General features: G+C 51.0%; 12 protein-coding genes. 7 read left to right on the top strand and 5 right to left on the bottom strand.

What is annotated here, in order from left to right:
* Positions 1-16: 16 nt before the first annotated feature.
* A complete protein-coding gene (locus PsAD46_RS08930; RefSeq protein WP_063306621.1) occupies positions 17-3550 on the top strand; it encodes a PAS domain-containing hybrid sensor histidine kinase/response regulator in 3534 nt (1177 codons plus the stop codon).
* Positions 3551-3634: 84 nt separating this feature from the next.
* On the opposite strand, the gene PsAD46_RS08925 is transcribed toward PsAD46_RS08930, so the two are convergent.
* On the bottom strand, positions 3635-4294 hold the full coding sequence (locus PsAD46_RS08925) for a response regulator transcription factor (RefSeq protein WP_008550072.1): 660 nt from the start codon (positions 4292-4294) through the stop codon (positions 3635-3637).
* Positions 4295-4782: 488 nt separating this feature from the next.
* Between PsAD46_RS08925 and PsAD46_RS08920 the strand changes: the two genes are divergently transcribed.
* From PsAD46_RS08920 to PsAD46_RS08910, 3 genes are all read left to right on the top strand, one after another.
* Positions 4783-5079 (top strand): hypothetical protein, encoded by a 297-nt coding sequence (locus PsAD46_RS08920; protein ID WP_208980478.1) that lies wholly within the window; start codon positions 4783-4785, stop codon positions 5077-5079.
* A complete protein-coding gene (locus PsAD46_RS08915) occupies positions 5076-6788 on the top strand; it encodes a sodium:solute symporter (RefSeq protein ID WP_063306620.1) in 1713 nt (570 codons plus the stop codon). The genes PsAD46_RS08920 and PsAD46_RS08915 overlap by 4 nt, the downstream gene beginning before the upstream one ends.
* Before the next feature lie 147 nt (positions 6789-6935).
* A complete protein-coding gene (locus PsAD46_RS08910; protein WP_057464959.1) occupies positions 6936-7298 on the top strand; it encodes a hypothetical protein in 363 nt (120 codons plus the stop codon).
* Positions 7299-7311: 13 nt separating this feature from the next.
* Here PsAD46_RS08910 and PsAD46_RS08905 read toward each other — a convergent pair whose 3' ends face one another.
* Positions 7312-7716, bottom strand: coding sequence for a secondary thiamine-phosphate synthase enzyme YjbQ (locus tag PsAD46_RS08905; RefSeq protein WP_206599618.1), 405 nt, complete (start codon positions 7714-7716; stop codon positions 7312-7314).
* Between the two features lie 204 nt (positions 7717-7920).
* Between PsAD46_RS08905 and PsAD46_RS08900 the strand changes: the two genes are divergently transcribed.
* Together PsAD46_RS08900 and PsAD46_RS08895 are read left to right on the top strand one after the other, a co-directional pair.
* Complete coding sequence (locus PsAD46_RS08900; protein ID WP_063306618.1) at positions 7921-8886, top strand: alpha/beta hydrolase; 966 nt, start codon at positions 7921-7923, stop codon at positions 8884-8886.
* A gap of 69 nt (positions 8887-8955) precedes the next feature.
* Positions 8956-9825, top strand: coding sequence for a thioesterase family protein (locus PsAD46_RS08895; protein WP_057464956.1), 870 nt, complete (start codon positions 8956-8958; stop codon positions 9823-9825).
* Between the two features lie 62 nt (positions 9826-9887).
* On the opposite strand, the gene PsAD46_RS08890 is transcribed toward PsAD46_RS08895, so the two are convergent.
* From PsAD46_RS08890 to PsAD46_RS08880, 3 genes are all read right to left on the bottom strand, one after another.
* Positions 9888-10412: a hypothetical protein gene (locus PsAD46_RS08890; protein WP_063306617.1), complete on the bottom strand. Its 525-nt coding sequence runs from the start codon at positions 10410-10412 to the stop codon at positions 9888-9890.
* A 143-nt stretch (positions 10413-10555) separates the two neighbouring features.
* Complete coding sequence (locus PsAD46_RS08885; RefSeq protein WP_063302342.1) at positions 10556-11179, bottom strand: 2-hydroxychromene-2-carboxylate isomerase; 624 nt, start codon at positions 11177-11179, stop codon at positions 10556-10558.
* A 300-nt stretch (positions 11180-11479) separates the two neighbouring features.
* Positions 11480-11872: a DUF4440 domain-containing protein gene (locus tag PsAD46_RS08880; RefSeq protein WP_057464953.1), complete on the bottom strand. Its 393-nt coding sequence runs from the start codon at positions 11870-11872 to the stop codon at positions 11480-11482.
* Between the two features lie 350 nt (positions 11873-12222).
* Here PsAD46_RS08880 and PsAD46_RS08875 point away from each other — a divergent pair, with 350 nt between their 5' ends.
* On the top strand, positions 12223-14751 hold the full coding sequence (locus PsAD46_RS08875) for a ligase-associated DNA damage response DEXH box helicase (RefSeq protein WP_063306616.1): 2529 nt from the start codon (positions 12223-12225) through the stop codon (positions 14749-14751).
* Positions 14752-14773 lie beyond the last annotated feature (22 nt).

Genomic DNA, 14773 nt, shown 5'->3' with positions numbered 1-14773 from the left:
GTCCGGCGGGGGAAGCATGCTTCAAGGTTGGATCGTAGTCCTTGTCGCTTTGGCATATATACTGCTCTTATTTGTTATCGCGAGTTACGGTGACAAAGTCGCCAAGAACCGCGTTAAAAAGACAAGAGGGCGGCCACTCATCTATGCTCTCTCGCTCTCCGTTTATTGTACATCATGGACTTTTTTTGGATCTGTCGGATCTGCTTCGAGAAATGGTTTCGAGTTTATTGCCATTTACCTCGGGCCTATCCTCGTATTCGCTTTTGGGTTTCCGCTGATCCTGCGGGTGATCCAACTTGCGAAGGCAGAAAAGATTACATCCGTTGCCGACTTTATTGCTGCACGCTATGGCAAAAACCCTATGGTCGGCGCGATTGTCACATTGATCGCCTTTATCGGCATGATCCCCTACATCGCCCTTCAACTGAAGGCACTGGATCTGTCTGTCGGCACGATTGTGCTGCACCCCTTGTTGTCGCTTGATGATGCGGAGATTTCGATCTTCGGTGATGAGACACTGATGATCGCCATTTTCATGGCTGTGTTTACGTGGTTATTCGGCACCCGCCATATTGATGCAACAGAGCACCAAGAAGGCTTGATGCTATCCATCGCGACTGAAGCCGTTGTTAAGCTCGTTGCTTTTCTCGCGATCGGCATTTGGGTTACCTTCATGCTGTTTGATGGGCCATGGGATCTCCTGCACGCTTCCTTTGCTAACACCAACAGCTCACAGGACCTGTTCACGAATATCAATGCCAGCAAGTGGGCCGTTATCACGCTCCTGTCTTTGTTCTCGATTGTGCTTCTGCCTCGCCAGTTTCATGTGACAGTGACAGAATACAACAGTGAAGCTGAGTTGAAGCGGGCGACATGGCTGTTTCCAAGCTACCTAATCGCCATCAATCTGTTCGTCGTGCCCATTGCCCTTGCAGGTATGACCATTTTAGGCAACACGGTCGACCCGGACATGTTCGTGCTGGCGCTGCCTCGTGCTTATGATGCTGATTGGTTGACCCTGTTGGTGTTTATTGGTGGTCTTTCCGCAGCAACAGCCATGGTGATTGTGACCACCGTTGCGCTTTCCATCATGGTTTCCAACGATCTGGTGATGCCGATTATTCTGCGCCGGCGTAGTGAAGACGAGATCATTTCGACTTCAGGCGAAGACATGAGCCAGCTGGTGCTGGGCATTCGACGCATGTCGATCTTCCTCGTCATTCTAGGAAGTTATGTCTACTATCGCGTTGCGGGTGATAGCGCGGCTCTTTCGAGCATCGGCCTTCTTTCTTTTGCAGCAATTGCACAGTTCGCTCCTGCCTTTATCGGCGGCTTAATCTGGCGCAGAGCGACGGCGCGCGGCGCGATTGCCAGTATGACGGCTGGATTTGCAGTCTGGTTCTACACTCTGCTGCTTCCAGTCTTTGCGCGGGAGAGTATCTTTGGCTCAAACATCCTTAGTAACGGCCCGTTCGGCATAGAGTTCCTGAAGCCTGAAGCATTGCTTTACCTTGATATGGATCCGTTTGTGCACGGTGTGCTCTGGAGCCTTTTGTCAGGACTGCTGTTTTACGTGGTCTTCTCGCTCACGCGGCAACCAACTGCGATTGAGCGCATTCAGGCCAACACCTTTGTGCCCACTGGGATTGCACAGGCCCCCGCCCTGCGGAAGCTGCGGACAACAGTGACGATCGGAGATCTACAAGCAACGATTTCTCGTTATGTTGGAGAAGAGCGGACACAACGCTCCTTTGATACTTATGCTGCGGAGCATCGCATCACGATTGACAGCAGCGAAGAAGCTGATGCCGTGATCCTGCGTTTTTCCGAGCAGCTGCTCGCCAGTGCAATCGGATCAGCATCCGCACGACTGGTGCTTTCTCTTCTGCTCAAACGGCGAGACCCGGGCACTCAGGAAGCCATCAAACTGCTGGATGATGCGACCGAGGCCATCCAATATAACCGCGACCTTTTGCAGATCGCGCTGGACCAAGTGCGGCAGGGTATCTCCGTTTATGACAAGGATTTGCGCCTGATCTGCTGGAACCGGCAGTATCGCGAAATGCTTATGTTGCCGGCCAAATTTGGACAAGTTGGCACTTCGCTTGAAGAGATGATCCGCCATATTGCAGAAGCAGGCGAGTTTGGAGATGGCGATGTAGACGAGATTGTCGGTCTGCGCATGCACAATTTCATCAATCGCCAAGAGACCTATCAGGAGCACCTAGTCAGCACTGGAACAGTGTTGGAAGTGCGTACCAGCCCAATGCCCTATGGTGGCCTGGTCACTAGTTACACTGATATTACTGAGCGTGTTTTTGCAGAGGAAGCTCTTGCCCGCGCCAATGAGAATTTGGAGCAGCGGGTTCGTGACCGGACTGAAGAGCTGACGAAGGTGAATGAGCAGCTCGAGGCTGCCAAGAAGACAGCTGAGCTGGCTTATCAGGACAAAACGCGGTTTTTGGCTGCCGCAAGCCATGACATTTTACAGCCGTTGAATGCAGCACGACTTTATTCTTCTACCCTGACCGACCGTTTCATGGACGGAGACCCGGAAGACCGCAAACTGGTTAGCAATATCGAGGCCTCACTGGAGTCTGTAGAAGAGATCATTGGTGCCGTCCTTGATATTTCCCGTCTGGATACCCGAGCGTTCAAGGCAGAGATTTCGACATTCCGCCTTGATGATATTCTCAACCCACTGCGCGTAGAGTTCACTCCAATTGCCAAGGAAAAAGGGCTCAAGCTCACAATCCGCAGCACAGATGTTTGTGTGCGCTCAGATCGACGTCTTTTGCGGCGTTTGCTGCAGAACCTCATTTCGAATGGGTTGAAGTACACCACAAAAGGTGGCGTCGTAGTTGGTGTTCGCAAGACTAAGAACAATATGGCAAATATTGAGGTCTACGATAGCGGGATCGGCATTCCAGAAAAGCAGCAGGAGCTGATTTTCAAGGAATTCCGCCGCCTTGATGATGGCGCACGCATTGCCTCCGGGCTTGGGCTTGGCCTTTCCATCGTAGAACGCATTAGTAAGGTGTTGGCGCTCAACGTGGCACTCAAGTCTCAGGATGGGAAAGGCTCTCGCTTCTCTCTTGCCATTAAAGAGGCTATGAGTGTGCCGGTTGCTGTAAAACAAGCTCAGCCTAGTGCTATCGTCAGTCAGCTGGCTGGTCTCAATGTGCTGGCTATCGATAATGAACCGCAGATTCTGGAGGGCATGGAGTCTTTGTTGCGTACATGGAAATGTAACGTGCTGACGGCTCCAAATGCGCAGGATGCTGCTAAGGCAATCTATGCCAGCAAGACGCAACCAGACATCATTCTGGCAGATTACCATCTGGATCAGGGGACTGGCATTGAAGCCGTTGTGCACCTGCGCTGGAAGTTTGGCGTGCACTTCCCTGCTATGCTTATTACTGCAGATAGAACGGCAGAAGTGCGAACAGAGGCCTCTGACAAAGATATGGAGATGATCCATAAGCCGCTGAAACCAGCTGTGCTGCGAGCACACCTGATGCGGTGCAAGGCAGCTCTCGGGGACACATGATCTTTCAGCAGCCTCACCTTTGTACTGCCAACAAAAAAGGCGCTCCAAAGAGCGCCTTTTTTCGTAGATCAACTCGAAGAATACCTAGCCAGCAATGCTTTGCCACTGACCAGCTTCGATCTTTGCCGCTGCAATGACTGCCTGTGTCCGACTTTCAACACCAAGCTTCTGCAAAATAGCAGAAACATGCGCTTTTACAGTCGCTTCCGATACAGACAATTCATAGGCGATCTGCTTGTTCAGCAAACCTTGCGAAAGCATCATCAACACGCGCACTTGCTGCGGTGTTAAAGAGGCCAGACGCTGAGCCATTTTGGTTGCTTCATCAACGGTGTTCAGGTCAATGTCTGGTGGAATCCAAACGCCTCCCTCCAGAACTACTGAAACACCATCCTGAATAACATCAATACCAAGTGACTTTGGAATATACCCGGACGCGCCAAACTCAATGGCACTGCGAATTGTAGTCGGATCTTCTGTTCCGGAAACGACAACAATTGGCACACCCACATATTGAGCACGCAAGTACATTAATCCAGAGAACCCTCGCATGCCCGGCATGGACAGATCCAAAAGGATCATGTCTACGTCTTCCTCCCGATCGAGCGCAGCGGTGACTTCATCAAGGCTCCCAGCCTCGATAATCTTTACCGATGCGAACTGTTTCTCGATTGTTTGACGCATTGCACCACGGAACAGCGGGTGGTCATCAGCGATAATAAAGCGGTGGACCGCGTTGTGCACGCTGTGCTCCTCCATTTCTTGTCGTGGACTGCCTCTAATGACCTTCGATCCGTCTCGTCGAAATAAGATCATCAGATGTACAGTTTTCGACGCCTTGGGAGCTTGAACGAGATTTTCGCAGCTCTCCCAAAACGCCACGATAGATATTTTACAACCTTAGAACTCCTTAGAGTCTCAATCGGTCGCATCCCCCTATACAAAAGCATTATGCGAAACAGGGAGGTGCTGGCAAGCATGAAGTTGATTGTTTTCACTCATCTCACGCACTTTTACCACAAAACCGTCAGTAATCATTAAGATATTGCAAGAAGGCATGCATAGAACTCAAGAGTTGCTCCCAAAGTATGGGTCTCCCAAATCCTGCGTTTTTCTGTTTTTTGAACTTCGAGGATTGGGGATTAGTATTAGGTAGTAGAATTTTAGTCTAGCGGTTCGCTTAGGGGACTGTAGAGTATGTATACGTTGGGTAATCATTACTGGAGGTGGGAGTGCGTACACCAAATAGAGTCGCCTATTGGACCAAAACACGTGCACTCATGGCTGCAACGCTCATTCTCTGGCTCATCTTCTTTGGCATCGCTGTCTATTATGGAGCACCCGGCTCTGATCCAAATGCGCCTCAAAATGAGTTGAGTGGGCTTTTGGGTTCTCTATCAAACAGTTATGTGTGGGGATGCCTCCTGTTTTTTGTCGCCAGTATCCTGATCTCGTGGTTTTGCGGCGCACAAGACAGGCTTGATGAAAGCAACACAGGCTCTTCTCAGCAGCAGGGGAGCACATCATGACACTCTCCAGCCTCGATCCTCATCCTTCACAATACAAAGGTCTTACGCTTGCACTTTGTCTGTTCACGCTCGCACTCTTTTTGCTGACCGGTCTACTCGCCGTTATGGAAAAAGCGGGCGTTGTTGTCGTGCTCATCGAAGCGTTGATGGCTTTGCTGCCGTTGCTGGTATTTGCCATGGTGGGTATTCTGGCGCGGACGATGAAGCTCTCTGAGTATCATTGGGGTGGTAAGAATGTGCCAGCAGGCTTGACGGGTGTGACCTTAGCTGCGTGCTTTGTTGGTGGCAGCTTCTTTCCCCTGTTCCTCTGTGTGGTTTTCTTGCCAGAATACATCAGCTTCCCAATTGTTTTAGGATGGGTGAGCAGTCTTGTCTTATGTGCAGTGCTCTTTGCCTCTCCTCTCAGGAAGTTTGGTTCGGCGACGGTTCCGGAGTTTCTGGGTGTTCGTTTACAGAGCAATTTGGTGCGGTTGATTGCCAGTGGTCTGGTTGTTCTCGTTGGTATTCCTCTCCTGTGCACTGAGATGCTGATTGGTGGTCAGGTTCTGGCAACATCTCTCAACGCGACCTCAACGACGGGCATTCTGCTCTTTTCAATGGTGTTGCTCATTTCTGTTGTGCTTGGTGGTATCAGCGGAGCTGTGTGGACACAGGCTCTGCAAGGTGTGCTGATGGTGTTTGCCTGCCTTTCGCCAGTCATCCTGCTTGGTTTAGACCAGCTAACCTCACCTATGATTTCTGAGAATGTTGGTTTCACCAGTGTTGTCAGTACTTCGCTCACAGAGCAACTCGCCGCGATCATTGATATTGAGAATACAAGTATCGGCTGGTTCCTGATGCAGGGGCCATATGCTGGCGGTCTCTGGCCGTTGATTGGCACAGCTCTCTTCTTTGCTATTGGCATGGCTAGCCTTCCCCACCTTCTCAGCAAGTTCCAGGGAACAGGAAGTTCAGCATCTGCTCGTCGCGCTGCCGGATATTCTCTTTCTTTCCTTTTGCTCCTGATGGTTGTTGGGTCGGCCTATTTCCTGTTGCTGGCAGATGAACGGCTTCAGAACCTGCTTGGGCCGAATGCACTTGATCAGGGCCATCAAAGCGGTCTCATTGCGGCGTTGATCAGGTCTGGGATTGTTGCAGCCGCACTTGCTGCAAGTTCTGCACTCTTGATGACGCTTTCAACAAGCGTTTCGCGAGATCTCATTGAGACTTTGGTGTTGCCGCGTGCCTCACTCAACCAGAAAATCGTGCTGGCACGTGTTGTGGTTCTGGTGATCTGTGCCTTTGTCACCTATCTTGCCTATAGCGAGAGTTTGTTGTTCTTAGACATGCTGACATTGTCGCTCTCCCTTGCAGCTGCAGCCTTCTTTCCTGTGCTTGTACTTTCATGCTGGTGGAGCAGATTTCACGCAACAGCGGCATACAGTGCAATGCTCTCAGGCAGCTTGGCAACCCTGTTTTACGCTCTTGCCGTGACCAGTGGTTCCACGGGCTTCTGGTTTGGTTTTCCTGCTGAGATGGGCGGATTGCTCGGTGTGTTCTTAGGATTTGCTGTCGGAATCTCACTTTCCTACGTTACTTTTTCCGAGGATGAGCGTCATTTTTATCTGGCAAGTTTATTGGAGCAACCAGGCGAACGAGACCTCTCGATAGATCTACCTGACACTTCTGACAAGGATGAACCGGAAGAACTCATAGAGATTAAGATGTAATTTTCAGAAAGTTGTAAGTAAACTCTTACAAGCACTGACCGTCGTTTGTAGTCCATTTACGCCGATTCAAATTTACAACTTCCGCTAAGTCGAATTCAATAGAGCTGCGTCTATAGTTTATCTCCAATAGAAGCCTAGGAGAAACCTATGGACGCTTTACAACGTGCTGCCCGTGCCAGTGTTGCTCGTATCTGCGGATTTTATTGCCTCGGCGTGCTCCTGATTATGGCAGCGCTCAGCTTTGATCCGGCAAGTTCTTTCCGTACAGGCGCTATGCTTGCAATCACTCTGAGTGCTGTTCTTGTTTACAAAGCCTGGATTATGCCAAACGGTAAGCATGACGGCGATGATGCGTGGGCCTTGATCAAGGGGCAGGACAGCAGCGGGCAAGACCCAAACAAAATGCAAAGCGACGCGCTACGCACCGCCTATCATGAGTATTCCAAGCGGGCGATGGTTATCGCTCTAGGGCTCTGGTTCGTCAGCGTTGTGGCTAGTATTTCTGACTGAGGGCTGTCAGTCGTCAGGAACCAAGATAATGCAGGGTCATGGAGCGTCGATGCGGCGCTCTTCTATGTTCGATCAAGTAGATCCCCTGCCAGGTCCCCAAATCCAACTCGCCGTCGACCACCGGTATTTGCAGAGATACTCCTGTGAGCATGGTCTTGATGTGCGCAGGCATATCGTCCGGGCCTTCATAGGAATGGAGCCACCCACCATTTTCAGGCGCGAGATTTGTCAGGGCCTTTTGCAGGTCCTGCAGAACAGTCGGATCAGCATTTTCCTGTATGGTGACAGAGGCCGAAGTGTGGCGAACGAATAATGTGAGCAATCCATCTTTTAATTGGAGCGCCTTGGCCCATTCCCGGATCTCTTTGGTGACTTCATAAAAGCCCAATCCCTCCGTCATGAACACCAGTCGTCCCATGGACTGAGAAAGCTGCGTCTGACCACTATCAATGGTCCAGACTTCGCAGCTGTTCTTCGTTTTTGACCAACCCGACATGCTCGAAATCCATCCCCTTATTATTCGTTAATTAAGATCGTGTCGTTGTCATTGACGCGAGATTGCGCGACAACTTCTATAACAAACATATTGGCAACATTTTATTGTCGCTTCCGGAGAAACTACATGTCTGAGAATTTCGCTCCTCTGTCGATAAGTCAAGAGGCCGTCGCTGAAGCAAAGGCATTTAACAAGGAAATGACGGAGCAGCTGCGCGCGCTTCCTGATCCATGGAGTTTCCCCCCTACTGTCACCCGTGAACGCCGGTTACAGGGGCTTGGTGCGTTTCCTATCCCCACCTACTCGGAGCAAGCTGAAGATCTGGAGATTGAAGGGCAGCATGGTTCTATTCCCCTACGGCTCTTCAAAGCTGATAAAAACTCATCAAAAGGTGTGATAATTCATTTCCATGGTGGAGGGTTTGTTTTCGGCTCTGCTTCCTTTCAGGATCCTTATCTGGAGAACATGGCAAACAACACTGGGCTTGACGTAGTTTCAGTTGAATATCGCCTTGCTCCGGAACATCCTTTCCCGCAAGGACCAGATGATTGTGAGGCGGCTTGCCATTGGGTTTTGAATGAAGGTGCGAGCCAATATGGCTGGGATGCCTTTGCTTTGACCGGGGAAAGTGCTGGTGCGACATTGGCCCTTACGACCGCCCTGCGTCTGCGGGACAAGCATGGGATGATCCCCTTTAAGGCGTTGGTTTTGTTATCAGGTTGGTATGACATCGGGCTTACACCATCTGCCCGCCTCTGGGGTGAAGAGGTACTTTTTCCGACAACCCGTGACCTTCAAATGTTCGGGAGGCATTTTCTGCTTGGCGAGGAAAACGCGGAGGAACCAGCTGTTTCTCCTTTGTATGCCCGGCTGGAAGGATTGCCACCAACACTGCTAAGTGTAGGTACAGAAGATCCACTACTGGATGATACTTGTTTTCTCGCGTCCAGGTTGAAATCTGCTGAAGTGGAGACTTCACTTGAGGTTTATCCCCATGGATGTCATGTTTTTCAAAGTTTTGATCTTGCTCTTGCCAAGCTGAGCACCCAAAGGATAGATAGTTTTTTTCGGACGAAATTCGGTTCGACCTGACCTAATTATTAATAATTGGTGGGTTATCGCAGTAGCGCTTATGGACCGAGGCTGCACAAAGGGTTGGATATGGCAAGCTTAGAAACACTTCTCTCGTTTGTGAATACATGGGAATGCGACGAGAACGACCATTTGAACGTGCAGTTTTACTTCTCCAAATTTGAAGAAGCTGACCGTCAATTCAGAATGATGACCGGATTTAGCGAAGCACTGGTTGGTGCGCGCCGTGTTCGGCACGTGCGTTACCATGCAGAGCTGGTTGCTGCATCCCTGATTACCGTGAAGTCTTATGTGGCCTTTGACGGGCCGCACATGCTCTCTGTTGTGCATGAAATGATTGAAGGCTCCACCGGGGAGATCTGCGCAACCGCGATTGATGGCTATACGCCAAATCCTAGTTCTGCAAAGCAGTTGCGGGCGCGCTTCAAAGATGTTGAGGAGAATATCTCCAAGCCAGCGGTTCCACGTGGCATCTCTCCAAGCCCGTTCTCTGGCAAACCAACCATTGATGATTTGCTCAAGAGCGGTGCGCAGATTACTGGCCGCTCAACAGTTCTGCCACGGAATCTGAATGCTGAACAGAAAGCTGAAGACGCATTTGCACTTGCCTGCTTCTCTGATGCAGCGGCGCATGTGTGGGAGCGGACTCCGATGAACACGGCGTGGTTGGATGAGAATGAATATGGCCGGGTTGCGCTGGAGCAGAAGCTTTCCTGGATCAGCCCGCTGAAGCTGGGGGATATGGGCTTGGTGATTTCTACGCTGACCAGCGTTCAGGAAAACACCTTCACGATCCGCCATCATCTGTTTGAATCTCGTACCAAGCGTTTGGCGGCGGTGTGTGATCAGGTGTCTATCAGCATGGATCTGAACAGCCGTAAGACTGTTCCTTTGACCGCAGATTTCCGCACAGCACTGGTGGCCTTACAAACACAGTAAGCTTTGCGATCAACGTGTTAAGAACCGCCTTCCTTTGAAGGCGGTTTTTTTATGCCCGCTTGTTACTGCGCTGGCTGTTCGTTTTCGCCCTTCTGGAAATCGTCTTTCATTTCTTCGACAACAGAGAAGAAACGGCGCATGGCGTTTTCGGTAAACTCCAGTGCTTCTTCCAGTTTTTGCTCTTCTTCATCACCGAACCAGCCTTCTTCCTGTTGTTTGGCGATGGAGAGGTCGAGGCCTGCTTCGGGTTTGATGGCGGCGATGCTGGCGTCTTCGGTCAGGGTAGCAAGTGCTTCGGAGATGCGTCTAAGTTCCTGACGCATCTTGTTGTTTTCTGCTTCCAGACGGGTGATTTCGTCCTCGTAGACCATGATGCCGTCGAGGGAAGGCTGGCAGACGAGTTTTTCGACCTTGGTGGCGCAGAGTGAGACTATCCCCGTGCGGGTGTCGAGGCGGATCAGCCCTTTATCCGTCTGCTGCATTTCAAAGCGAACGGGAACATCCTGCTCAGTTTGGGCAAATGCGCTTTGTCCACTCAGCGCAAAGGTGACCGCAAGGATTCCACTGGCCAGATAAGACTGTTTCACGATTTCTTCCCATCTCTGTTTCAAATCAACGACTTAAAGCCTCTGGAGATTGCAGAGCCATACCTGCTGGCAGATATGGCTTTCAGTTTAGCAGCAATCAGAGCGCCTTGACCATCCGATCAGACATAGGCATGAAATGGGAACTACTCGAGGCTTTGATAAGGGCCGCGGCCACTTTTCAACGCATCTTCCAGAAGATCGAGGCGGTCTTGTCCCCAAAATGGCTCGGAGTTGAGCAGATAGGTTGGTGAACCGACCGCATTTGCCGTTTCAGCCATGCGGGAGTTGACTGTGTAAGCTTCCAGCATCTCATCAGACTTTCCAGCCGCGATGAGGTTATCCGCGTCCAGACCGAGCTCATTCAGGATGGCTGTCAGGACGTTTTCATCGGCTGCGTTGAGATCTTTTTGCCAGACAGCTTCAAAGACTTTCTGGGAATAAGTGCCAACCGGACCGCCCTGCTCCTGCAGACGAATTGCGATGGAATCTGCCAGTGCAATGTCCGCCGGGAAATGGGCTGGCTTGTAGTTCATTGAAACGCCGCGCTTTTCTGCCCAGCGCTGAAGCTCAATAAACCGATACTTCTGGCGAGCCGGATGGCGCTTGCCCAGCGGCAGACCGCCTGTCAACGGGAACAAGACAGCGAGATTGACTGGCCGAAAGGTCACTGTGACATCATAGTTTTCCGCGATGCGCAGAAACTCCTGATGGCCCAGATACGCCCATGGCGACAGGTGCGTATAGAAGTAATCGATCTGTGCAGTCATGATTGTTCCCCAATGTATACACTCAGCCTATCCTGTTGCAAAAACAGATAGATTTCAATGAGAAAGCCCTGTGCTGGCGTTCACAAAAACGCGCAGACCGTATGAGCAGCTGTAGAGTTTTGTTTTTACGGCTGTTTATCTGAAAACCGGTCACATTGGAGTCGGATACACATCAGAAATCAGCTTTGCGTTCTTATGTGCGTTGGTTTGCGTTAAAGGCGTTTTTTGTGCGTTGGTTACAAAAAAGCCCCCAAACTTCGCAGTCGGGAGCTTCATTCTTCATTGCTGAGCCGAATTCAATCAGGCAGGCTCGTTCACAATGCTTGCGATCTTCCACCGGCCTTCGATGTTGATAAGCAGGTAGTGACAAGTGAAATCGAAGACTGCTTCGCCTTCGTCATCTTCCTGCTGCCAGTCGAGGCTGACGCTCGCGGTGGAGCCGGAGATGTGAGAGGACACCACTTCGTAAATGGAAGAGGTTACATAATGCTCGCGGTGCACTTCCAAGAGTGCTTCGATGTTCTCGCAAAGCTCTGCCTTGTCGTTGAAGACATGGCCTTCTTCCAGCTGCCAGATTACACAGGGAAATGCAAAGCAATCTGCAATCAGCCCGGCGTCATAATCCTCATAGGCATCTGCATAGCTATCAAACAACTCGGAGAGCATTAGTTCTGTTTCGTCCTGAACACTCATAGTGACTGCCCCTTTTCCCAGCTTATTGATGTGCCAGCATTTTTCACGAAGGTAAGGCTTCTGGAGCCCGTTTTCCCTTATATGCCGTGGATAGGGCTCAGTTTGCCAGTCCTTTTTTCAGAAGGAAACAAATTTCATGGGTATTTTCCGCTTTTTATGCCGATATCCCGACCACCTCACAGAATATATCTCATGGTTTGACACCAATGGGTTGAGTGAGATCGGTTTATCCCCCTCCCTTCTCCTCTTTGCTAAAATGTTCTTGGTTTGCCCCATTTCTGATTGGCACATGTGATCATTGGTGGCAAAGTGCGCTCAACTGTTTTCAGGATCGGACCTTTTCGTCGTTTATGACAGACACCTCTCACCTTCCCTCAGTCTTTAACAACTGGTTTGGCAGCCGTGGTTGGGCACCGCGTGCTCACCAGCTGGAGCTGTTTGACAAGGTGACCGCTGGCAACTCCGCCCTTTTGATCGCTCCGACTGGTGGCGGTAAGACACTGGCGGGCTTTTTGCCGTCACTGGTGGACCTGCATCACAAACGTCAGGCGGACAAGCGCAAGGCCGGAGAAGCGAAGGCTGCCGGGACAGGTGGTCTGCACACACTTTACATGTCTCCCCTTAAAGCTCTGGCGACGGATATTCACCGGAACCTTGAGGTGCCAATTGAGGAGATGGGGCTCTCCATCAAGCTGGAGACCCGTTCCGGCGATACGCCCAGCCACAAGAAGCAGCGACAGAAACGTCTTCCACCAGACATTTTGCTGACCACGCCGGAACAGATCTCGCTTCTGCTTTCTGACAAGAACGCAGAGCGGCTGTTTGCTGATCTGCACTATGTCATTTTGGATGAGTTGCACGAGCTGGTGACCTCCAAGCGCGGAGATCTGCTCGCGCTGGCTCTAACTCGTTTGCGCAAGCTGGCGCCTAACCTACGCTGTATCGGGCTTTCAGCTACTATTGCTCACCCTGATGATCTGCGTGCCTATCTGGTGGAACAACCTTTATCGCAAGACGTTCGCCATGCTGAGATTGTGAAGGCCAAAGGTGGGGCCAAGCCTCATATCAGCATTCTGGAGACGCAGGAGCGTCTTCCGTGGTCTGGTCATTCCTGCATCTATGCTTTGCCGGAGATCTATGAGGAGATTAAAACCCACACCACCACACTGGTGTTTGTAAACACGCGCTCGCAAGCAGAACGGCTGTTTCAGGAACTTTGGCGCATCAATGAAGATACGCTGCCTATTGCGCTTCATCATGGCTCGCTGGATGTGGGACAACGCCGCAAGGTGGAAGCCCATATGGCGGCGGGTCAGCTTAAAGCCGTAGTGTGTACCTCCTCGCTGGATCTGGGTATCGACTGGGGTGATATCGATCTGGTGATCAATGTGGGTGCTCCCAAAGGGGCAAGCCGGCTGGCGCAGCGTATTGGACGCGCCAATCACCGCATGAATGAAGCCTCCAAGGCCATTTTAGTGCCCTCCAACCGGTTTGAAGTGTTGGAATGTCAGGCAGCCCTAGAAGCCTCTGAAGCAGGTGAGCAAGATACTCCTCCTCTTCGCGAGGGCGGACTGGATGTTTTGGCTCAGCACATCTTGTGCGTTGCCTGTGCTGCACCGTTTGAGCCTGAGCAGCTTTATGAAGAAGTGATCAGCAGCCAGTCCTACAGGCATCTGGACTATGATCTGTTTGTGAAGGCTGTAGAGTTTGTGGCAACTGGTGGCTATGCCCTGAAAGCCTATGACAGATACGCCAAGTTGCGCCCGACCAAAGAGGGGTTGTTTCGCGTATCCCACCCGCAGTTTGCCCAGCAGTATCGCCTTAACTCCGGCACGATTTTAGATGCAGCAACGCTTAAAGTACGACAGGTGAAACCACGGGGGGCCAACAGCAAGCGGCCTCTTGGGTTTGGCGGCAAGATGCTGGGAGAGATTGAAGAGTGGTTTATTGAACAGCTTGCTGTTGGTGACACCTTTGTGTTTGCTGGTCAGGTGCTGAAGTTTGAGGGCCTTAAGGAGAGCGAGGCTTATGTGTCTCGCAGTGCTTCGCAAGACCCGAAGATCCCAAGTTATCAGGGGGGGAAGTTTCCGCTCAGCACCTATCTTGCTGAAGGTGTACGCAACTTTGCCTCTGATCCTAACAGTTGGTCTTCTTTGCCAGGTCAGGTTCGTGAATGGTTGGAATTACAAAAAGAGAAATCACAGTTACCAGATTATGAACGTCTTCTGGTAGAGACCTTTCCGCGGAACGATAAGCACTACCTTGTGTGCTACCCGTTTGAAGGCAGATTGGCTCACCAAACGCTGGGAATGCTGCTGACACGCCGTCTTGAGCGCGCTGGTCTGCATCCTCTGGGGTTTGTGGCAACTGAGTATTCACTGGCCCTGTGGGGGCTGACAGATTTGGGCGCTGCCATAAAAAGCGGGCGCTTGAAGCTGGATGACCTATTTGAAGAAGATATGCTTGGTGATGACCTTGAAGCGTGGCTTGCTGAAAGTAGTTTGATGAAACGAACCTTTAGAAATTGCGCTATGATCTCAGGTCTCGTAGAACGACGGCACCCTGGCAAAGAGAAAACCGGGCGGCAGATAACTATAAATACGGATCTTATTTATAACGTACTGCACGAACACGAGCCCGATCACCTGCTTTTACAAGCAACCTGGACGGATGCCGCTACAGGACTTCTGGATATCTCTCGTTTAGGTCACTTTCTTTCTCGTATCGACAAAAGAATCACGCATAGTGCTTTGGGTCGCGTTTCTCCTTTGGCTATTCCGGTTCTTCTTGAAATTGGGAAAGAGCCTATCTTTGGAAGTGCGACAGAAGAGCTGCTGGCGGACGCAGCAGATGATTTATTACTGGAGGCCCAATTGTGAGACTTAACAGTCAGTTGCAGCC

It is taken from the genome of Pseudovibrio sp. Ad46 (genome assembly GCF_001623065.1).
GTDB lineage: Bacteria > Pseudomonadota > Alphaproteobacteria > Rhizobiales > Stappiaceae > Pseudovibrio.
The sequence above is the reverse complement of the archived record's forward strand: the minus strand, read 5'-3'. Positions and strand labels throughout refer to the sequence as shown.